The organism is Rhodococcus sp. LB1 (genome assembly GCF_001583455.1).
Taxonomy (GTDB): Bacteria; Actinomycetota; Actinomycetes; order Mycobacteriales; family Mycobacteriaceae; genus Rhodococcus_F; species Rhodococcus_F opacus.
This window is the reverse complement of the sequence record NZ_LTCZ01000043.1, coordinates 1-21,340: the sequence shown is the minus strand read 5'-3', so window position 1 is coordinate 21,340 and position 21,340 is coordinate 1. Positions and strand designations below refer to the sequence as shown.

At 64.6% G+C, this 21,340-nt stretch carries 18 protein-coding genes; all 18 read left to right on the top strand.

Annotated elements, in window-relative coordinates:
* Positions 1 to 214 precede the first annotated feature (214 nt).
* Positions 215 to 1,276 (top strand): LacI family DNA-binding transcriptional regulator, encoded by a 1,062-nt coding sequence (locus tag AZG88_RS08275; protein ID WP_061043117.1) that lies wholly within the window; start codon positions 215 to 217, stop codon positions 1,274 to 1,276.
* Positions 1,277 to 1,748: 472 nt separating this feature from the next.
* A complete protein-coding gene (locus tag AZG88_RS08270) occupies positions 1,749 to 2,816 on the top strand; it encodes a LacI family DNA-binding transcriptional regulator (RefSeq protein ID WP_061043118.1) in 1,068 nt (355 codons plus the stop codon).
* Between the two features lie 77 nt (positions 2,817 to 2,893).
* On the top strand, positions 2,894 to 4,216 hold the full coding sequence (locus AZG88_RS08265; RefSeq protein WP_061697436.1) for an MFS transporter: 1,323 nt from the start codon (positions 2,894 to 2,896) through the stop codon (positions 4,214 to 4,216).
* A 69-nt stretch (positions 4,217 to 4,285) separates the two neighbouring features.
* Positions 4,286 to 5,065: an SDR family oxidoreductase gene (locus AZG88_RS08260; protein WP_061697435.1), complete on the top strand. Its 780-nt coding sequence runs from the start codon at positions 4,286 to 4,288 to the stop codon at positions 5,063 to 5,065.
* A gap of 29 nt (positions 5,066 to 5,094) precedes the next feature.
* Positions 5,095 to 6,027, top strand: a complete 933-nt coding sequence (locus tag AZG88_RS08255) for a 3-keto-5-aminohexanoate cleavage protein (protein WP_061697434.1) — start codon at positions 5,095 to 5,097, stop codon at positions 6,025 to 6,027.
* Between the two features lie 140 nt (positions 6,028 to 6,167).
* Entirely contained in the window at positions 6,168 to 7,481 is a 1,314-nt protein-coding gene (gene larA, locus AZG88_RS08250; RefSeq protein ID WP_231913884.1) for a nickel-dependent lactate racemase, read from the top strand.
* Complete coding sequence (gene larE, locus AZG88_RS08245) at positions 7,474 to 8,289, top strand: ATP-dependent sacrificial sulfur transferase LarE (RefSeq protein ID WP_061697433.1); 816 nt, start codon at positions 7,474 to 7,476, stop codon at positions 8,287 to 8,289. Before larA ends, larE begins: the two co-directional genes overlap by 8 nt.
* An 8-nt stretch (positions 8,290 to 8,297) precedes the next feature.
* Entirely contained in the window at positions 8,298 to 8,978 is a 681-nt protein-coding gene (gene larB, locus AZG88_RS08240; protein WP_231913882.1) for a nickel pincer cofactor biosynthesis protein LarB, read from the top strand.
* Positions 8,975 to 10,213 (top strand): nickel pincer cofactor biosynthesis protein LarC, encoded by a 1,239-nt coding sequence (gene larC, locus AZG88_RS08235; RefSeq protein ID WP_061697431.1) that lies wholly within the window; start codon positions 8,975 to 8,977, stop codon positions 10,211 to 10,213. The genes larB and larC overlap by 4 nt, the downstream gene beginning before the upstream one ends.
* Before the next feature lie 13 nt (positions 10,214 to 10,226).
* Positions 10,227 to 11,222: a 3-hydroxyacyl-CoA dehydrogenase family protein gene (locus tag AZG88_RS08230; protein WP_061697430.1), complete on the top strand. Its 996-nt coding sequence runs from the start codon at positions 10,227 to 10,229 to the stop codon at positions 11,220 to 11,222.
* 216 nt (positions 11,223 to 11,438) lie between these two features.
* On the top strand, positions 11,439 to 13,049 hold the full coding sequence (locus AZG88_RS08225) for an ABC transporter substrate-binding protein (protein WP_061697429.1): 1,611 nt from the start codon (positions 11,439 to 11,441) through the stop codon (positions 13,047 to 13,049).
* Positions 13,050 to 13,141: 92 nt separating this feature from the next.
* A complete protein-coding gene (locus AZG88_RS08220; RefSeq protein WP_082833258.1) occupies positions 13,142 to 14,095 on the top strand; it encodes an ABC transporter permease in 954 nt (317 codons plus the stop codon).
* Positions 14,088 to 14,933, top strand: a complete 846-nt coding sequence (locus tag AZG88_RS08215; RefSeq protein ID WP_005243360.1) for an ABC transporter permease — start codon at positions 14,088 to 14,090, stop codon at positions 14,931 to 14,933. Before AZG88_RS08220 ends, AZG88_RS08215 begins: the two co-directional genes overlap by 8 nt.
* Positions 14,930 to 15,862 carry an ABC transporter ATP-binding protein gene (locus AZG88_RS08210; RefSeq protein ID WP_061043127.1) on the top strand — a complete coding sequence of 311 codons (933 nt, stop codon included), beginning with the start codon at positions 14,930 to 14,932 and terminating at the stop codon, positions 15,860 to 15,862. Before AZG88_RS08215 ends, AZG88_RS08210 begins: the two co-directional genes overlap by 4 nt.
* Positions 15,859 to 16,587, top strand: a complete 729-nt coding sequence (locus AZG88_RS49645; RefSeq protein ID WP_082764637.1) for an ABC transporter ATP-binding protein — start codon at positions 15,859 to 15,861, stop codon at positions 16,585 to 16,587. The genes AZG88_RS08210 and AZG88_RS49645 overlap by 4 nt, the downstream gene beginning before the upstream one ends.
* Positions 16,588 to 17,283: 696 nt before the next feature.
* On the top strand, positions 17,284 to 18,456 hold the full coding sequence (locus AZG88_RS08205) for a glycerate kinase (protein ID WP_231913881.1): 1,173 nt from the start codon (positions 17,284 to 17,286) through the stop codon (positions 18,454 to 18,456).
* Positions 18,457 to 18,499: 43 nt separating this feature from the next.
* Positions 18,500 to 20,047, top strand: coding sequence for a pyruvate kinase (pyk, locus tag AZG88_RS08200; protein WP_061697427.1), 1,548 nt, complete (start codon positions 18,500 to 18,502; stop codon positions 20,045 to 20,047).
* Positions 20,044 to 20,571 (top strand): gamma carbonic anhydrase family protein, encoded by a 528-nt coding sequence (locus tag AZG88_RS08195; protein WP_257014949.1) that lies wholly within the window; start codon positions 20,044 to 20,046, stop codon positions 20,569 to 20,571. The genes pyk and AZG88_RS08195 overlap by 4 nt, the downstream gene beginning before the upstream one ends.
* The last annotated feature ends 769 nt before the right edge of the window (positions 20,572 to 21,340 follow it).

Below are 21,340 nucleotides of genomic sequence, written 5' to 3'. Positions count from 1 at the left end.
TGACGCTACATCGTTGTGTTGCAGAGCACAAGAGCGGGACATTGCCGAGGTAAATCACGCCTTTAACTGGGTATATATGTCACGACTCAAGTCACTATCGGATGACCAGGTCCATAATTGCAAGAGAATATAGCCTGCTTAACCGAATCACCAGATCGTGCCGCCGATGGCACCTTGGCGCCGCCCTGGCACTTAACCGACTAAGCTCTCCGGTATGACCGATACCACTCAGCCTCAGAGCGGGGACCGTCGTGTCGGTGGCCGTCCTCGCCGCGTGACGATGAGCGATGTCGCACGCAAGGCAGGGGTGTCGTCGGCGGCGGTCTCGTACGCACTCAGTGGGGCTCCGGGGGTGAGCGAAGAGCGTCGCCAGCGAATCCTCGCCATCGCCGAAGAGATGGGATTTCGACCTAGTCGAATCGCCCGTGAGCTTCGAGCCGGTACCACGAAAGCGATCGGGCTTCTCCTCGCTGACATCGCGAACCCCTTTTACACCGAGGTCGCCGGGGGTGTGGTCGCTGCCGCCGCTGAAGAGGGCTACGAGGTGTTCGTCTCCCACGTCGGTGTGGATGGCTCGCGTCAGGCCGATGTCGCGCTGGCACAGGTGGATCGGAACTGCAGCGGCCTGATCTTCACCTCGCTCGTCGCCGACGACAAGCCGCTGCTCGACAAGCTTCGTCACGAGAACATCCCGATTGTGCAGCTCTACCGCAAGATCGAGGGCGAGCCCTCGGACTGGGTCGGTATCGACGACTATTCCGCCTCGTTCGAGATGGCCTCGCATGTCGTCGCCACCGGCCGGCGCAACGTCGCCATCCTCGGCGGTCCCGGCACGTCCAGCGTGTCCGCCAATCGCATGAGTGGATACCGCGACGCCCTCGCCAAAGCGGGCGTGCAGGCGATCAACGAACCCGATCTGTGGGGCGAACTTACCCGCGCATCCGGAGCACAGCGTGCACGAGCACTATTCGCCGAACACCCCGAAACCGACGCGATCGTCTGCGGCAATGATCTGATCGCCCTCGGCGTTCTCGACGTCTGTCGAGAAATCGGCAAACGAGTGCCCGAAGATGTGGCGTTGACCGGATTCGACGACATGAGTTTCTCGAGCGCAGGTCCCTTGCAATTGAGCACCGTGACCGTGCCACGAGACCTGATGGGCCAACGGGCCGCTCGCATGATCCTTCAACGGATCGCCGGCGACGAGAATCCCCCACGCAGCGAACTACTGCCCTACGGCATCCAGGTACGGGACACAACCGCCCGACGCGGATAGCTGCGGGTCTGCGCCGGGCCCCTTACCGGCGGGCCTGGCGAGGCGCTCATAGCAGCCTGAGCCCGCTGGATGGGACCGCCCGCCCGTCCCGCTCTCCTTCATCAGGGGCGTGTGCCTCACCTCGGGGCCCGGTCGTGCCTCGTTCGAACTCGCGCAGAAGCCGTCATGGCCGGCATCCTCCACATCGCGCACTCCACGTGGAGGGACCGGGCGAGCACACGATGGACCGGCACTTCGGCTGACGGTGTGCTGTCCAAGCGCGCCCCAAGGAGACCCCTTGTGCGCTCTACCTGGGGCGATGAGCCAGACGTGCAGCAGAACCAGCCCTTCAGTACGCCTTGGCAAGCACATTCGACTCCTATCGAAAAGATCCGTCGAACTTAACGTTGCTTAAAGCTTTAGGTTGCGACTGTAATGGAGGTCACTTACGAAAGGACTTAATCGTCCAATCACCCCGGCGAAGGGAGGCACAGTGAAGATCGAGACCGCCGATTCGGCAACGACTCCCCGGAAGGTCTCGGCGGCTGCCGTCGCGCGGGCCTGTGGCGTCTCGTCCGCCACCGTCAGCTACGTGATGAACGGGCGTGGCGGTGTTTCCGTCGAGACGCGCCGACGGATCATCAAGACGGCCGCCGAACTGGGATACCGCCCGATCGGCGGGCAGCGCAGAGATCCGCTACTGACTCGCGTGGTGGGTCTGATTCTCCCCAACATCGTCAATCAGATGTACACGGGATGGGCTCAGCACATCATCTCCGCCACCCGGGAAGAGGGCATCGACGTCTTCGTCGCCACCACACAGGACGATCCCGACACCCTCGCTCAAGTGGCCGCCACTCTTGCTGCACGCAACGTCGACGGCGTCATCATCGCCGCCTCGCTCCGTGAGGATCTTCGCGCTCTGCGGGTGTTTCGCCAGAAGCGCATACCGTATGTCTGCCTGTCGCGCAGATCCCATCATCTTCAGAGCGATTTCGTGGGAATCAACTTCGATGCGGCGGCCACTGATTTGATGAACCATGTTCTTGCGCACGGGTATACCGAGATCGCGACCGTCATCGGACCCCGTTTCTCGACCGCCTCTCTCGAACGGGAGGTAGCGTTCGTAAGGACCGCCGCGGAAGCCGGAGTCGACGTTTCGGGAATGCGCAAGATCAGCACCCGACTCGACAACGATGGCGGGCGGATCGCCGCGGCGTCGCTGCTCGGTTCGTCGAACCCACCACGCGCCGTCGTGTGCGGCTCCGACGAGATCGCGATCGGATTCATGGAGCATGCGCTGTCGCTGGGCCTGCGGATACCCGAGGATGTCGCCGTAGTCGGCGGCGACGGACTTCCGCACAGCAGATCCGCGCTGATCTCCCTGACCACCGTAGTCCAGCCGATGAAAGAGATGGCCGAGCGGGCTTTCGATCTTCTGCTCGATCAGATTACCCATCCTCGATCCACCCACCGGGAAGTGATCTGCGAGCACCGCATGTATGTGGGCCGAACCTGCGGCTGCCAGCCGGCCAACCAAAGCATCTCAGACGCGCACTAGAACGACAGGACTCATTCTCCCCCCAGCGCCGACCTCACACGCGCATCCAGCACGCATCACACTGCAGAGGAAAACCTATGTCCGACATCCTGACGTCCACGACCAAGAGACCCCCCGAGGTCATCAGCAAGGTGATCTCCAGGCACTTGATGCCGTTGTTGATCGGCGCGTACGTTCTGGCGTTCATCGACCGATCCAATATCGGCATGGCCAAGGACCGAATGGAGATCGATCTCGGCATCTCAGCCACCGCCTACGGGATCGGCGCGGGACTCTTCTTTCTCACCTATGCATGTTCGGAGATCCCGTCGAACCTGATCATGCACAAGGTCGGGGCCCGATTCTGGATCACGCGCATCATGGTCACCTGGGGCCTGTTGTCCGCCGCCATGGCGCTCGTCCAAGGAGAATGGTCCTTCTACATCCTCCGTATGCTCCTCGGCATCGCCGAAGCCGGCCTGTTCCCCGGCGTCATGTACTTTCTGACGCAGTGGTTCGTGGTAAAGGATCGAGCCAAGGCCATCGGTGTCTTCCTGCTGGGCGTCGTGATCGCCAATGTCATCGGCGCACCCCTCGGCGGGCTACTGCTGACGTTGGACGGCCTCGGCGGCCTGCACGGCTGGCAGTGGATGTTCATCCTCGAGGGTCTGCCCGCATGCCTGCTGGCCATCGTGGTCTGGAAGAAGCTGCCCAACAAGCCAACTCAGGCAACGTTCCTCACTCGCGAGGAGGCCGAAGATCTGGAGGCCCGTATCGCGGCCGAGGAACAAGCCGGAGCTGACGCGGCTGGTAATTCCCGGCTTCGCGACATCATCAAGGACCGCCAGATCCTCCTCGTGGTCGCGATCTACTTTACGCACCAGGTCGCGGTGTACTCACTGAGCTTCTTCCTACCTTCCATCATCGGCACGTACGGAACTCTCACCAGCATTCAGATCGGGTTGCTGACCGCAGTTCCGTGGATCTTCTGCGGCATCGGCGCATTGACCGTGCCCAAACTGGCGACGACCGGCAGCCGGTCCCACAAGATCGCCACGTGCACCATGGTGGGAATCGCAGCAGGGTTCACACTCGGCGCGGTGGGGGGTCCGATACTCGGACTCATCGGATTCTGCCTCGCAGCTTTCAATTTCTTTGCACTGCAGCCTATTCTGTTCACATACCCTGCTACCCGACTCAGCGGGAAGGCACTGGCGGCCGGACTGGCATTCGTCAACACCATCGGCCTCACCGGAGGTTTCGTCGGTCCGTACGTCATGGGCTTCGTGGAAGAGGCGACCGGGAGCAAACTCAACGGACTGTGGTTCGTCGCCGGAATGTGCACCGTCGGAGCGTTGCTGACACTGGGCCTCAAGATGGGCACCCAGGACCCAGGCAAGGCTGCCGTCGCTGCGCACTGAAGGCGCAAATCCATTCTTCACCAACCCAATCCCTCCGTCCTGGCGGGCAATCACAAAGGAGCTTTACCCATGACTTCATCAGCCCTGGACTTCTCCGGTCGACGAGTACTCGTTACCGCCGGCGCAGCAGGCATTGGACTCGCCATTGCGACGAGCTTCAAGAGTCTGGGAGCCGACGTCTTCGTCACCGACATCGATCCGGTGGTAGTCGACAACGCCAAGGCCGCCGGGTTCGTCGCTGCGGTGAGCGACGTGTCGGACGAGGACCAGGTCCGTACCCTGATGACGTCCGTGGTCGACAACTTCGGCGGTCTGGATGTGCTGGTGAACAACGCCGGTGTTGCGGGACCGACGGGTCCTGTCGACTCGCTCGACTCGGCTGCGTGGAAGGCCACGTTCGATGTCAACGTCCATGGTCAGTTCTTCTGCGTCAAGCATGCCCTCCCCCTCCTGCGGAAATCATCCGAGGCATCGATCATCAACATGTCCTCGGCCGCCGGCCGGCTCGGCATGGCCGGTCGCAGCCCGTATTCGGCATCGAAGTGGGCGGTCATCGGTTTCACCAAGTCTTTGGCGATCGAACTCGGCGCCGAGGGCTTGCGCGTCAATGCGATCTGCCCGGGCGCTGTCGACGGGCCACGTATCGACGCGGTGATCGCAGCGAAAGCCGACATGGTCGGCCGGCCGGTGGATGAGGTGGCGGCCCTGTACCGCGGACAGTCCTCGCTCGGACGCCTGATTGACGCTACCGACATCGCGAACATGGCCGTCTTCCTGTCGAGCGGACTGGCCCGCAATGTCAACGGCCAGGCGATGGCTGTTGACGGAAACACCGACAAGCTCTTCTGACCACCTCAGACATCAGAGAAGGAAACACCATGTCCAGCAAACGCAAAGTGATCATCACCAGCGCTGTCACCGGCGCGATCCACACCCCCAGCATGTCCCCGCACCTCCCCGTCACGGCCAACGAAATTGCCGAGGCGGCAATCGGAGCAGCAGAGGCCGGCGCGGCCATCGTTCACATGCACGCCCGTGATCCCGAAGACGGCAGGCCCTCACAGGACCCGAAGCATTTCGAACCGATCCTGGCGAAGCTGAAGGCAAACACCGACGCGGTCATCAACATCACGACCGGCGGCTCGCCGCACATGAGCGTCGAGGAGCGGATGAAACCGGTGGCCACATTCTCGCCGGAGCTCGCCTCGTTGAACATGGGCTCGATGAACTTCGGCCTGTACCCCATGCTGGACCGGTTCTCGGACTTCAAGGACGATTGGGAACGCGACGCGCTGGAGAAGTCACGCGATCTCGTCTTCAAGAACACCTTCGCGGATATCGAGCGCATCCTCGAGATCGGTAACTCCAACGGCACTCGGTTCGAGTTCGAGTGCTACGACATCTCGCACCTCAACAACCTCGCCCACTTCCACGGCCGCGGCTTGGCGCGGGGACCGCTCTTCGTCCAGTCCGTGTTCGGGCTTCTCGGCGGAATCGGAGCACACCCCGAAGATCTCATGCACATGCGGCGAACCGCAGACCGGCTCCTCGGAGACAGCTACGAATGGTCGATCCTCGGTGCAGGTCGGAACCAGATGCCACTGGCGACCATCGGTGCCGCCATCGGATCCCATGTGCGTGTGGGGTTGGAAGACTCACTGTGGATCGGACCCGGGCAGTTGGCCGCCTCCAACGCCGAGCAGGTCACCCGCATCCGAACGATTCTCGAGGCCCTGAACTTCGAGGTGGCAACACCGGACGAAGCCCGCGAAATGCTCGACCTCAAGGGCGCCGACAAAGTCGCATTCTGATCAGACGATGACACCCAACCCCTCGTTCACGACGAATTAATCACGGGCAGTGCCGCTCTCGTTTGGAGTCTCGAGAATCCAAACAATCGAATGACATGCCGTTGTGCATCTGATCGTGGATCGCAACAAAGGAGAAACTGTTGACTACGACCCAACCGGGTGCGGTTCTGCCGGTGACCCTCGCGTACGGTTCCACGGGTTTGACGGTAGATTTTCCGTCCGACCGCACCACCGTCGTCGCTCCCAAATTCCTGGAGGCGGCTCCCGACCCCGCCTCGACCCTGCGTGACGCGCTGGCAAAGCCGGTCTCCGGCCGCCCGCTGCGGGACATCGTCACACCCGGGCAGCGTATCGCGGTCTCGCTCTGTGACCTCACCAGACCGCAACCGCGCGAACTCATGGTGAGAGCACTCCTCGCCGAACTCGAGGGCATTGCATCCCGTGATGACTTCACATTGCTGGTAGCAACGGGGACCCACCGCGGCAACACCGACAGCGAACTGCGGCAGATGTTGGGCGACGAACTCGTCGACACGATGCGCATCGTCAATCACGATGCGCGCGACACCGAGTCCCTGGCATGGATGGGTACCTACGGCGACGGTGTTCCGGTGTGGCTCAACCGCCACTGGGTCGACGCAGACATCCGAATCACGACGGGTTTCGTCGAGCCTCACTTCTTCGCCGGGTTCAGCGGTGGTCCCAAGCTGGTCGCTCCGGGATTGGCCGGTCTCGAGACTGTACTGACACTGCACAACGCCGCGCGGATCGGCAGTGACCGTGCCACGTGGGCGGTGTGCGAGGGCAACCCGGTACACGACGACATTCGCGCCATCGCCCACGGCACCGGCGTCGACTTCGCGTTCGATGTGGTACTCAACCGTGAGCAGAAGGTGATCGCCGCATTCGGCGGCGAACTGCTCGCCATGCATGCCGCTGCACGCGAGGTGGTCCATGAGCTGTCCATGTGTCCGGTCCCCCAGCTATACGACGTCGTGGTGACGACGAACGCAGGTTTCCCGCTCGACCAGAGCGTCTACCAGGCGGTCAAGGGGATGACCGCCGCCGCTACGGTGGTCAAACCGGGCGGACTGATCATCTGCGCGGCCGAATGCAGTGACGGGTTTCCCGATCACGGTTCTTTCCGAGAGGTCCTGGCGTCGGAGCCGACCCCGGCCGAGCTGTTGGCGGCGATCTCCGCGCGCACCGAAACGGTCCCCGATCAGTGGCAAGTACAGGTACTTGCGCGCCTGCTCGCCACCGCCCGCGTCGGCATGCACACCACACATCTGTCGGACGAGGAATTGCGTACCGCACACCTGTTCCTGGTGGAGGACATCGCCGCCGCAGTCGAAGCGGGACTGGCCGCCGTCGGGCCCGATGCCCGGGTCTGCGTTCTCCCCGAGGGCCCGCAGACGATCCCCTACCTGATCGAGGCACACACTCATGAGTGAACTACTCGCCCGACTCATGGCTCGCCTGAGTCAAGAAGACAAGCTACTGATCGCCTTCTCCGGCGGCGCCGACTCCGCACTGCTTGCCTCTGCGGCCCATCGCGCGCTCGGTGATCGGGCAGTGGCCGTCACGGCCGTTTCTGCGAGCCTTCCGGCATCGGAAAGGGTGGCCGCGAGGACCTTCGCGCAGGAGCAGAACATCCCACACGTCGAGGTCTGCACCGACGAGCTGGACAACCCCGATTACGTTGCGAACACCGGCAACCGTTGCTTCCACTGCAAGACCGCCCTGTTCGACGCGTTGATTCCACTCGCCACGATGATGGGTGCGCGGATGGCATTGGGAACCAACCTCGATGACCTCGGCGATCATCGGCCAGGACAGTCTGCCGCGGTCGCACGGGGTGCGATCTTCCCGATGGTCGACGCGGAACTCACCAAATACGATGTGCGCTCCATCAGCCGGGAACTTGGGTTGGCAACCGCCGACAAGCCCGCCGCAGCATGCCTTTCTTCGCGCATCGCTTACGGAGACAACGTCACGCCGGAACTTCTTGGGCGCATCGAACGGGCAGAAGAGTCTCTGCGCCAATTCGGCTTTCGCGAATTCCGGGTGCGCGCACACGCGGATGGCACACTGGCCCGCGTCGAGATCGCGGACACCGAATTGACCAGTGCATTCGAACGTCGCGGCGACATCCTGACGGCACTGCGCAGTGCCGGCTTCGTGTTCGGTTCCCTCGACCTCGGTGGTCTGCGCAGTGGCGGAATGAACGCATTGTTGTCCTTGACGCCGGTGTCGCGATGAGTGTTTCGATGGCTGAGAACTTCACGGTCGACTTCGATCGCGAACGGCGGCAGGGTTTGCCCGAAGTGGTCTACGGACCTGGAAAGACGGTCGCGGAAATCGTGAGAATCGTGCGGCTGCTGCTGGGAACCAATTCGGGTCCGGTACTGGTCACCCGGGTGTCGCCCGATGTCGCCGCCGAGGTGATGGCGGGTGTCGAGGACGGCGTCTACGACCACCTTGCACGGCTATTGGTGTGGCGCCCCGCCGGGCGCAAGAGCTTCACCCTTGGTGTCGTGACCGCCGGGACGGCCGATGGGCCCGTCGCCGCGGAAGCGATCGCGGTCGCGACAGCGATCGGACTGGCGGTCACCGATGTGCGGGACGTCGGAGTCGCAGGCCTGCATCGACTCATGGCGCGCATCGACGAAATCCGGCGTTTCGACGCCGTGGTCGTCGTGGCCGGCATGGAAGGAGCGCTCGCGAGTGTCCTCGGTGGGCTCGTTGCGGCACCGGTGATCTGCGTCCCCACCTCCACTGGATACGGCGCGGCGCTGGAGGGAATCACCGCGTTGATGGCGATGATGACCTCCTGCGCCGCCGGTATGACCGTGGTCAACATCGATTCCGGGTTCGGTGCCGCCATGGCGGCACACCGCCTGTCGATGCTGTGCTGCCGGCCCCGCACCGACGAAAACGGACGATCATGATCCTGTGGCTCAACCCCATAGCCGGCATCTCCGGAGATATGTTGCTCGGCGCGCTACTCGATCTCGGCGCACCCATCGACCAGGTTCGTTCGGCGATCGACTCGACAGGAATCACCGGCTGGCATCTGACGACCGACTCCGTCGAGCGACAGGGTGTTCGTGCCCTGCACGCCGTTGTCGATGTCGACGAGATCGTGACCGAACGACACGCTGTCGAGCTCCTGGACATGGCCCGCAGAGCGCAGCCCTCCGCGGCTGCGGACCTCGCTGTCACGGCAATTCACTCGGTGGCCCAGATCGAATCCACGATCCATGGTGCACCAGTGGAATCCATCCACCTTCACGAACTCGGCGGTGTCGACACCATCGTCGATACGGTCGGCGTCGCGGCGGCGCTGCACGCGCTCGGCATCGACGAAGTGTGGTCCGGCGCCGTGGGGCTCGGCATCGGTCAAACAAGGGCTACGCACGGAATACTTCCGGTGCCTGCACCGGCAACCCTCGGTCTGCTGCGGGGCGCCACCGTCATCGGCATCGACACACCCACCGAAACGGTGACACCCACCGGCGCCGCACTGCTCTCCGCAATGGGAGCACGCTACGGACCGGTTCCGGAAATGACCATCGATGCGGTCGGCTACGGTGCGGGTTCGCGCGATACCCCTGGTCGGCCGAATGTGCTCACCGCGGTGCTGGGTTCGAAGGTGGCACGCAATGCACCAGTCGATTCGATGGTGATGCTGGAGACCACCGTCGACGACGTCACCGGCGAGGTCCTCGGACAACTCGTCGGTGAACTACTCGACTCGGGTGCGGCGGATGCCTGGATCGCACCGGTGGTAGGGAAGAAGAATCGGCCGGCACACGTGATTTCGGCCCTCTGCAGTCCGCCCTCCGTCGCCTCCGTCGAGGTATGTCTGCTCAGCAGGACTGGAACGCTGGGCGTTCGGCGCACGACAATTGATCGCCGAACGCTGCCTCGCACGTGGATCCATGTCGACGTCGACGGGATTCCGGTACGGGTGAAAGTCGGACCGCACCGGGCCAAGCCGGAGCACGACGATCTGCACAAGGTAGCCGCCGCGACCGGTGTTCCGGTCCGCGTCGTGGCCGACCGAGTGCAGGTGCTCGTCGCCGAGCACCTGCACTCGCATGAACACCGGGTCGACGCCGACGCGGGGTCATCCGATCCCATGACAAATCAAATGGATGGTTCTTCCATCCGCACTCAGTGAGAGGTGACGGTCGATGACGACCACAGAATCAATTCGGCACATTGCTGTCGTTGGAGCCGGGTACATGGGCGGCGGCATCGCCCAGATCTGCGCCGCCCACGGCTACCGCGTCAGCATCGCAGACGTCGATGCCGCCTCCGCTTCGGCGGCGCGGGACCGGCTCCACGCCGAGGCGCTCGAATTCGAGTCCAAGGACCTGCTGCCGCAGGGTTCGGCGGCAGCAATCCAGGCCAACCTGGGCGCGGCCGAGTCCATGGAATCCGCAGTCTCGGACGCCGACTTCGTCATCGAGGCGGTTCCCGAGATCCCGGCCGTCAAGCTCGATGTGCTGCGAAGGATCTCCGGCGCCAATGAGACCGCGGTGATCGGCACCAACACCTCCGCCATCTCGATCACGTCACTGGCAGAAGGAGTGACCAACCCCGAACGCTTCCTGGGAGTGCACTTCATGAACCCGGTGCCGTTCATCCCCTGCGTCGAGATCATTCCCCACCAGGCGACGCGGCCCGAACTCGTCGCCCTGTCCTGCGACCTGATCCGAGCAGTGGGCAAGCACCCGTCCACCGTGTCCGACAGCCCCGGGTTCGTAGCCAACCGGCTTCAGTACGCCTTGTACAAGGAAGCGGCGAGGATGCTCGAGGAGAACGTGGCCACCGCGTCGGAGATCGATGCGATCGTGTCGAATTCGTTCGGCTTCAGGCTGTCGCTCTTCGGTCCATTCGCCATCGCAGACATGGCGGGCCTCGACGTCTACAAGGACACGTTCCGTACGCTCGAGAATGCCTACGGCGAGCGATTCGCCACACCGGAGGTGCTGACACAGTCCGTCGCCGAGGGCAACCTCGGCATCAAGTCCGGCCGTGGAATTCTCGACCTGGATTCCACGGCGCAGGCGGATCTGGTCGCCTACCGGAACACCGCGTATGTGCAGTTGGAACGAATGCGGGCCCGACTCGGGGACTCACCCGCCCTTCGCCGATCCGTAACCGCTGCCGGCGGCCGTTCGTAGAAGCGCGTGTGCGGCACCATCGCGGATCTCGATATCCGCGACGGTGCCCTCCCTTTGAGGACAGGACACCCCTTGTGGGGACTCGAACACCCGCGGATCGGGCTGCCCACCCTTCGGCGGAGAACCCGGCGCAATTACCTGAACACCTGAACACCTGAACAAATGTGCACATGTCGGGTGGCGGTGCCGCGCTCACGCGAAAAGGAGAGATCGACTGTGATCGGTCACCGACGTCGACCGCTGATCATCACCACGACGGTGGCCGCCGCCTTGGCTATTGGCGGCTGCTCAGTTCCCGGGGAACGGGTCCCGTCCGACTCGGATGCCCTGGTGTTGGCCGATGGTTACGAACTCGGGGGCTACAACCCCATCAATGGGCACGGGGAGGCGGGAGAGTCGAAGATCTACGACGGCTTGCTTCGCCTCGTCGGAGGCGACGGCATGCCGACTTTCGAACCGGCGCTTGCCGCGGACATGCCCACTGTCGGCGAGGACGGACTACTTGTGACCGTCAAGATTCGTGAGGATGTCCGCTTCACCGACGGCACCGGGCTCGACGCGTACGACGTCGCGGCGACGTACGTCGCCATCTTGGATCCACTGTCCGCGTCACCGCTGCTGAGCAGCCTCGACATGATCGATGCGGTGACCGCCGTGGATCCGTCGACGGTACTGTTCCGCCTCGAGTACCCGTACGCGGCGTGGACGACGAAGATGCTCCTGGGAATCGCTCCGGCCGAGCGACTGTCCGGCGGGCGCGCCGAAGAGTCCACCCTGAATACCGCGCCGGTCGGAACCGGCCCGTACAAGCTCGTGTCCTCGAGGCCGGACCAGGCGGTGTACGAGGCCAACGCGGACTACTGGGACGGCGCACCGCAGGTGAAGAAGCTGACGGTGATCTACGCGCCGGACGACAACGCCCGAGCGCAGCGGATGGCGGCCGGGGAGCTCGACGGCACAAACGTCCCACCGTTGCTGGCCAACACCTTTCGGAACAAGCCCGGATACCGGGTAAGGGTGAACACGTCCGCTGACTGGCGCGGGGTCACACTGCCCGCCGACAACCCTGTCACCGCAGACCCCGCCGTGCGAATGGCTCTGAACCTGGCGGTGGACCGGCAGGGCATGGTCGACCACATCCTCGGCGGGTATGGCCGGCCCGCCTCGACACCGATCCCCGAGGTGTACGGCGCCGCCTACGAACCGACCGCAGCCTTCCGGCACGACCCGGCCCGCGCTGCCGCACTACTCGACGAGGCCGGCTGGATGCGCGGCAGCGACGGTATCCGCGCGAAGAGCGGTGTGCGTGCGGAGTTCACGATCATGTACTTCCCCGAGGACACCCTGCGCCGGGACCTCGCTCAGGCGTTCGTCTCCGACGCGGAGAGGCTCGGTGTCCGGGTCAACGTCGAAGCCGTCGACCGTTCCACCTTCCCGGATCAGCTGCCGAGCAAGGCTGGATTGCTCGGTGGTGGTGACCTGCCGTTCGACCCGGACCCGCAGGTGTACTCGACGCTGCACTCACGGTTCGCGGTGCCTGGTGCCGGATCCCCGTACGACAACGCCTCCGATTATGTGAACCCTGCCGTCGACCGTGCACTCGACGATGCCCGCCGGGTCCTGGACCCGCAGGCACGTGCCGCCGACTACCGGACTGCACAGACCGCATACGTCGCCGATCCGGGCTACGTGATGCTGGTGTTCCTCAACCACACCTACGTCGAACGCGGAAACGTCTGGACCGGATCGACCCCCGTTCTGGAACCGCACAGTCATGGCGTGAACTGGGGGCCGTGGTGGAATCTGCGCGTCTGGACACGCCGGTGAGTGTCACCGTGAACACCCGCACCGCGGCACCGCCCACCGGCAGCGGTGCGCCAGTTCCTGCGCCGATCAATCGGCGGGCGAAGGTCAGACGAATGGTGCTGCGACGACTAGCCTTCGCTGTCCCGCTGCTCGGCATTGTGTCTGCCGTGCTGTTCGCGGTCGCGTCCCGGTCCCCGTTCGACCCATTGGCGAGCTACCTCGGCGACCGCTATCTGACGACCTCGAGCGCCGACCAGGCCCGGATCGCGGCCGAACTGGGCATGAACGAACCGTGGTGGAAGGTCTACGGGCAGTGGCTGTCCGACCTGGTTACCGGTGATCTCGGTGTGTCGCGGAGCTTTTCCCAGCCGGTCGCTGGGGTGATCGGTGAACGACTGCCGTGGACACTGCTGCTTACCGGTGTCGGCCTGTCCTCCGCGATCGGCGCAGCATTACTGCTCGGAGTGTGTGCTGGCGCCCGCCCCGGCGGGCTGGTCGACCGTGTGATCACGGGATCGGCAACCGTAATGCAGGCGGTGCCACCGTTCGTGCTGTCCCTCACCGCTGTTGCCGTGTTCGCACTGACTCTGGGGTGGTTACCGGTGGCGGGGCTGACCGACGCCGGTGTCGCACCGACGGTGGGACAGGTTGTTCGTCATCTCGTTCTGCCCTCAGCGGTGTTGGCGCTCTCGCAGATGCCGTGGCTGCTGTTGTCGGTGCGTGAGTCCGTGCGCGCTGCCGCCGCCTCCGATGCGGTGCTCGGCGCCCGGGCCCGTGGTCTGCCGAGTGCGGTGATTTTGTGGCGGCACATCGTTCCGGTGGCGCTCGCCCCGTTCGCCACCGTGATCGGCTTGCGCTTGCCGGAACTGATCGTCGGCGCCGTGATCATCGAGGAGGTTTTCTCCTGGCCTGGGCTGGCCGGAGCCGTCGTCACGTCTGCCCGTGGGCTGGATTTCCCGCTTCTGGCGGCACTGACGCTGGGAACGACACTGGTCGTACTGGTCGGGTCACTGCTCGCCGACATCGCGTACACCCTTTTGGATCCGAAGGTGAACCCTGATGCCTGATCGACCCTTCCTCCGATCAGGGGGACTGACACTGTGGCTGGGGGTGGCGTTCCTGGCGGTGATCGGCGGGTATGCGCTGCTGGTCCCATGGCTCGCCGGGGTGGACGACCGGCTCACCGACTTCTCCGCGGCCAGGCAGGCTCCGTCCTGGTCGCACCCGTTCGGCACCGACATCGCGGGCCGGGACCTCTTCGTCCGCGTCGCCGCCGGCCTGCGGATCTCGCTCCTGATCGCCGCTGTCTGCGCCCTTGCCTCCGCGGCACTCGGGGCTACGGTCGGGGTCGTGGCCGCCGCTGTGGGAGGGTGGGCGGATCGCCTCGCCATGCGTACGGTCGACGGGATCAACGCCATGCCGCACCTGCTCCTCGGAATCGTCATCGTCGCCCTATACCCCGGCAACCTGGCCGCGATCATCGCGTCGATCGCGCTCACCCACTGGACCCAGGTCGCCCGCATCGCTCGCGCCGAGGTCCTCACCGTTCGCGGCAGCGCCTTCGTCGACGCCGCGTACCTCGCCGGCGCCACCCGCGCGCAGGTCATGCGAGCCCACCTCATGCCGGCCGCCGCAGGTCAAACCGTGATCGCGGTGGTATTACTCCTGCCGCACGCGATCTGGCACGAGAGCACACTGTCGTTCCTCGGCCTCGGACTGTCAGCGGACCGCCCCTCACTCGGCACGCTGCTGCAGGAGGCCCGGTCCTCACTGCTCCTCGGCGGCTGGTGGACCCTCACCTTCCCGGCTCTGCTTCTCATCCTCACCACCCTCGCCGTAGCCGGGATCGGGGCCGCGGTGCGCGACCGTGTCAACCCACCCATCATGGAAAGGAGTCCACGATGACGACCGCGCTTGTCGAGGCACGCGGGCTGACCGTACGGATCCCCACCCGCGCCGGAACTGTTCACGCTGTCAGCGATATCGACCTCCGCCTCGATGCCGGACAGGTACACGCCCTGGTGGGCGAATCCGGATGCGGCAAGTCGATCATCGCTGCGACGCTGTGCGGCTTGCTCCCGGCCACCGCAACGACCACCGGAACCGTCACCCTCTCCAGCGGCGACGCGGCACCCACCGAACTCGTCGGTACCCGGGAGAAGCAGTGGCGTCGCCTACGCGGCCGCCGCATCGCGCTGGTCCCGCAATCGGCCGCAACATTTCTCACTCCGGTGCGCACAGTCGGCGATCAACTCACCGAAACCCTCCATCACCTCCACTCCCGACACACCGTGACATCGCTGCTGATCCGGGTGGGCCTACCCGACGCCGTGGCGGCGTTGTACCCGCACCAGCTGTCCGGGGGGATGGCCCAACGCGCCGCGATCGCCTTCGCGCTCGCCGGTGACCCAGCGGTCATCGTCGCCGACGAGCCCACCTCGAACCTCGACCCCCAACTGACCTCACACGTCCTCGACCTACTCGACGACTGCGCACACACCGGAGCCGCTGTCCTGCTCATCACCCACGACCTAGCGGCGCTGCCCACGCACGCCGACCGCCTGTCGGTGATGCACTCCGGCCGGATCGTCGAAACCGGCTCCACCACAGCAGTGCTCGACGATCCCGGGCACCCCTACACCCGCGCCCTGCTCGCCGCGTTGCCCGAGCACGGACTCACACCGCCACCCGAGATGCCGCCACAACTCACGAATCTCCCGCACTACCGTGTCACTCACCCGCACTACCCGGTTCCGGGATTGCCCGGTAGACCGACCTCCCTCGATTACCGCGGCCCCCATGCGATCCGCCGCCTGATCGGAGCCCCCCGGTGAGCCTGCGCGCCCACAACATCACCGTCGGCCACACCCCGGGATATTCCCTGCTGACCGACATCGACCTGACGATCCCGGCCGGCAGCGTTGTCGGCCTGACTGGACCATCCGGGTCCGGCAAAACGACACTCGCCCGTGTCCTCGCAGGCCTTCATCTGCCCTCTGCAGGGGCAGTCACCGTCGACGGAGAGCCCCTTACCCCACCCAGTCGACTGCGGGGCAGGCGCCAGAGGAGCATCGCGATGCTGTTCCCATCACCTCGGCAGGCAACCTCACCGCGGTGGACACTCGAACGCATCATCGCAGAACCGCTTGCTGTCACCGGCACCCCGGCAGATCAGCGGGCACGCACGGTTCATACCACGGCGCTGCGGGTTGGTCTCACGGCCGATCTACTGCAACGCCAACCCCATCAGGTCTCCGACGGACAACTGCAGCGAGCCTGCCTCGCCCGTGCCCTCATCCAACGACCCCGATACCTGATCTGCGACGAGATGACCGCCATGCTCGACCCCGCTACCACCGCCGCGCTAGTGCACGTCCTGATAGAGGAAGCTGATGCGGCTCTCGGGATCCTCGCCGTCAGCCACGACCACCAACTCCTTCACGCCTGGGCCGACACCGTCATAGACCTCCCTGAACTGGTACCGCGGGCAGACAGCCGTAGTCGTTGCGAACATCCCGCGTCCCCGGCTCTACCGGCCCAGTCGACGCATTGGCGGTAACGGCATAACTCCCAGACGGGAGGATGATCTCGCGATCGTAAGCGTCGACGACCGGCACGAATGGTGAACTTAACGTTGCTTAATGATCTGGCTCACACCTACCGTCGATGTATCAGATCGACGCTCGAGGAGGTGCACGGTGAGGACGGCCATCGCGCGGCGGTGGCAGTGGGTACGAGCGGGCAACGCCGCGCGGACGGGTCGGTGCCTGGTCGGCTTCGCCTCCCACGTAGCGCCGGGGGGCTGCGATGCGCGTCGCCGGCAGATCTCGAATCCTCGAGGATTGACTAGCTGTTCGGGTGCCCCTTCCACGCAGCCGCAAGCGGCATCCATCCGGATCGCCGCGGTCAATAGTCGTTGGGCCGCTGGGGAACTTCTCGTCGTCAGATCTGCTCCGCGAACCTGATGTCATCACCGAGGTGGAGGCCGCAACGGTGGATAGTTCTCGACCCCGCAGCCGCCCGCATTCCGAGCCCGACGAAGCCCGCACCACCGCACACGTGGGATGACCGTGATCACGACGCCGCATACCCGGGCCGCGATGGCGCCATCCAGGTCCTGCCTGCCAGCACACCCACCAGACCGAGTCCCATCAAGGAGTAAAGACCATGAACGACAAAGCCATCATCGCCGTGCAGTCAGTGGCGTTCTGAGGCAACGATGACCCAGGCACAATCGAACACCGAAGGTCGACTCGTGATTAGTCCGCCAGTACACAACAGCACCGGCCACATGGTGATCGCCCCGGACAAGTTCAAGGGGTCGGCATCTGCGTCGGATGCTGCGGCCGCCCTCGCACGCGGTGTGCGTTCCGCTGCACCGAATCTGAAGGTGATCGAGTTCCCGGTCGCCGACGGTGGGGAGGGGACGGTCGAGATGATGATTCGACAAGGCTATGCACCGGTCACCTGCTCGGTCACCGGCCCACTGCAGCAGACGGTGACCGCTACCTACGCGCTGCGTGGCAACACCGCAGTCATCGAGATGGCCTCTGCCGCAGGGCTGGCCAACCTCGGCTCCGGCGGCCCGACGCGCACCACAGCGCGCACAGCATCCACCCGGGGGGTCGGGCAGTTGATGGTGGACGCCCTCGACCGCGGCGCACATCGGATTGTGCTCGGAGTCGGAGGCAGTGCCACCACCGATGGTGGTGCCGGTGCGTTGGCCGCGCTCGGGGCGCGCATCTTCAACGCCGACGGGGACCCCATCTACCCCTGCGCCCAGGACCTGTCCGAGGCGCACGTCCTGTGCGTCGACGCACTCGATCCTCGTCTACGCGATGTCGAGTTGATCGTTGCGTGCGATGTCGACAATCCGCTCACCGGGCGGCACGGCGCGGCGTTTGTGTATGCTCCGCAGAAGGGTGCCAGTCCCCACACGGTGGCCCACCTCGATCACGCCCTCAGTCGCTGGGCGGACGTGGTCGCTACGGCAGTCGGGCGGGACATACGAGACTCACCCGGTGTCGGTGCGGCGGGCGGTTTGGCCTTCGGAATGGCCGCGGTACTCGGGGCGCGGCTGACCTCGGGCATCGAACTACTCCTCGAACTCACCTCCTTCTCGGACGTCGTGCAAGCCGCGGCACTGGTCGTCGTCGGTGAGGGCTCCCTCGACGAGCAGAGTCTGCGGGGTAAGGGGCCAGTCGGCGTCGCTCGGGCCGCTCGGCGGGTCGGGGTACCCACCGTTGCCGTGGCAGGTCGCTCCCTCGTGACCGCCGACGACGCGCACGCGGTAGGCCTCGGCGCCGTCTACACCCTCACCGATCTCGAACCCGATGAACGCAACAGCATGGCCAACGCGGAAAGCCTCCTCGAACAGATCGGTTCAGGCATTGCCCGTGACTACCTCTCGGTCCACGCACACCGCTGACTCGACAACGTGGCTGGATGCAGTGCGATTTACAAGGAGCCCAATGGACACCACCCTCGACCCGACCATCGCGAAAGAGAACTCCGCGACCGACCTTGATGCGCCGGCCTCGACAGCCCTTCGCCGCGCGAAGATTGTCTGCACACTCGGGCCCGCGACCGCAACCGATGACCGCATCCGAGAGCTCGTCGACAGCGGGATGGATGTCGCCCGCCTCAATTTCAGTCACGGGGACCACTCCGATCACGAGGCGAACTACCGTCGAGTGCGGTCGGCATCCGGGGACTCCGGCAAGGCAGTAGGGATTCTCGCGGACCTGCAGGGCCCGAAGATTCGGCTCGGCCGCTTCGCCGACGGCGCGACAATATGGGCGCCGGGCGAAGAGGTCCGTATCACCGTCGAAGAGTGCGTGGGCTCCCGTGACCGGGTATCGACGACCTACACGCAACTCGCCCAAGACGCACGCCCCGGAGATCGACTCCTCGTCGATGACGGCAAAGTGTCGCTGACCGTCACCGCCGTCGACCGCAATGACGTGGTGTGCCGAGTCGTCGAGAGCGGCCCGGTCTCGAACAACAAGGGCGTGTCCTTGCCCGGGATGAACGTGTCAGTCCCCGCCCTGTCGGACAAGGACATCGACGACCTCGAGTTCGCACTTCGATTGGGGGTGGACATGATCGCACTCTCGTTCGTGCGATCGCCCGCCGACATCGACCGGGTCCACGAGGTGATGGACCGCGTCGGACGCCGGGTTCCGGTCATCGCGAAGATCGAAAAGCCGGAAGCCGTAGACGCTCTCGAAGAGATTGTGATCGCATTCGACGCGATTATGGTCGCCCGAGGAGATCTCGGGGTCGAACTTCCCCTCGAACAAGTACCGCTCGTGCAAAAGCGTGCCGTGCAGATCGCTCGGGAGAATGCCCGACCGGTCATCGTCGCCACGCAGATGCTCGAATCGATGATCGACAATGCCCGACCGACCCGAGCGGAAGCCTCGGATGTCGCGAACGCCGTGCTCGACGGTGCTGACGCGGTGATGCTCTCCGGAGAAACCTCAGTGGGCAGACATGCGATCGAGACGGTCCGCACGATGGCCCGGATACTCGATGCCGTCGAACGGCAGTCCACCCACGTCCCACCCCTGACCCACGTCCCCCGAACCCACGGCGGAGTGATCTCCTTCGCCGCCCGAGACATCGGCGAACGATTGCACGCGAAAGCGCTCGTCGCATTCACACAGTCCGGCGACACCGTTCGGCGGCTGGCCCGCCTCCACACACACCTACCGTTGCTGGCGTTTACTCCTACGCCGCGGGTCCGCAATCAGTTGGCGCTGACATGGGGCACCGAAACCTTCGTCGTCGACCCAGTCGACTCCACCGACGAAATGGTCCGCCAAGTCGACCGCGCACTCCTCGCCTTGGATCGGTACCAACCAGGCGACCTCGTCGTCATCGTCGCCGGATCACCGCCCCATACCGTCGGTTCCACCAATCTCGTCCACGTTCACCGGATCGGTGAGGACGACTTCACCACAGCCCGCCGGCCCACCGACAGACACCGGCTCGAGCCAGTAAGGACAACACCGTGAGAATTTCTCTGACCGCAGGCGATCAAAACATCGCGAAAGATGTGTGGATCGCACCGAATGCCACCGTCGTCGGGACTGTGCGCATCAGACCACAAGTGAGCATCTGGTATGGCGCAGTGGTCCGCGGCGATGCGGAAAGCATCGAGATCGGGGAGCGGACAAACATCCAAGACGGTTGCGTTCTTCACGCCGATCCTGGATTTCCGCTTGTCATCGGTACAGGGGTATCCGTGGGCCACAACGCGATCCTGCACGGCTGCACAGTCGGAAATGACGTTCTGGTCGGAATGGGCGCCACCGTTATGAACGGGGCACGCGTGGGGGCCGGAAGCTTGATCGCAGCCAATGCCCTGATCCCCGAAGGTGCGGACATCCCACCCGGATCGCTTGTCGCCGGCATACCCGGAAAAGTCCGCCGCACTCTTACCGCCCACGAGGAGACCGCAATCCGCACGAACGCGGACATCTACGACCACGCTCGTGTGCGGCACGCGGCAGCCACAGAAGTTACAGACCTGGTTTGATCGGGACACCGCGAGACCACGGTCAGGTCGGTGCGGGGCAGTCGGGTCAGCAGCACGATCCGGTAGACGGTGCCGTCGTCGCCAAGCTTGCCAGTGCGCCGAGGGCATCGGTGACCGGCGCCCAGGCCGCGTCGACGGTCTGGGAGTGTGCCTGCGCCGACTGCTGCCCACTCCAGGACACGGCGGTAGCCCGGGAAGGAGCTGTAGGTTCCAACGTCCGGTGTCAGTCGTTCATGTCGGCGACCTGCTTTCCACCCATTTAGTCGGAACGGACATCCCGGAATTTCGTCGGATTCCTCGGCGCCTGGGCAATAGCAGATCGGTCAGCCATCTCGTGACCTGTGGAAACGTGTCTTGTTAGGGCTTCCTACCGACACGAAACTTGGACAACCGACACGCCACCGACACGAAATCTGGAAACCGACACCGAAACGTGTGGAACCAACAGCAGGCTCTCCTTACCGCTGTTTCTGCGCCGCCCCGTGTCACTCATGGTTTGCGCGCACTCGACGACGACAATTTCAGTTATACGCAGTTATCCCCCCGAAACTGCGTCGTCAGCGCGTTTTTGCTCTGCAACGTGTCGGTACGGCCAGTTACCCTGCGCCGGCGACCCTCGAACAGGTGATCGTCCTCCGGCGTAACAGCCGATCTCGACAACCTGGCCGGCGCGCCCCCGCAGATCGGAGAACGTGGCATCTCAGATCGCCGCGACGGTGCAGCGGTCCCGCGGACTAACGACGCGCCTATTCCATCCCCAAAGTCCGCG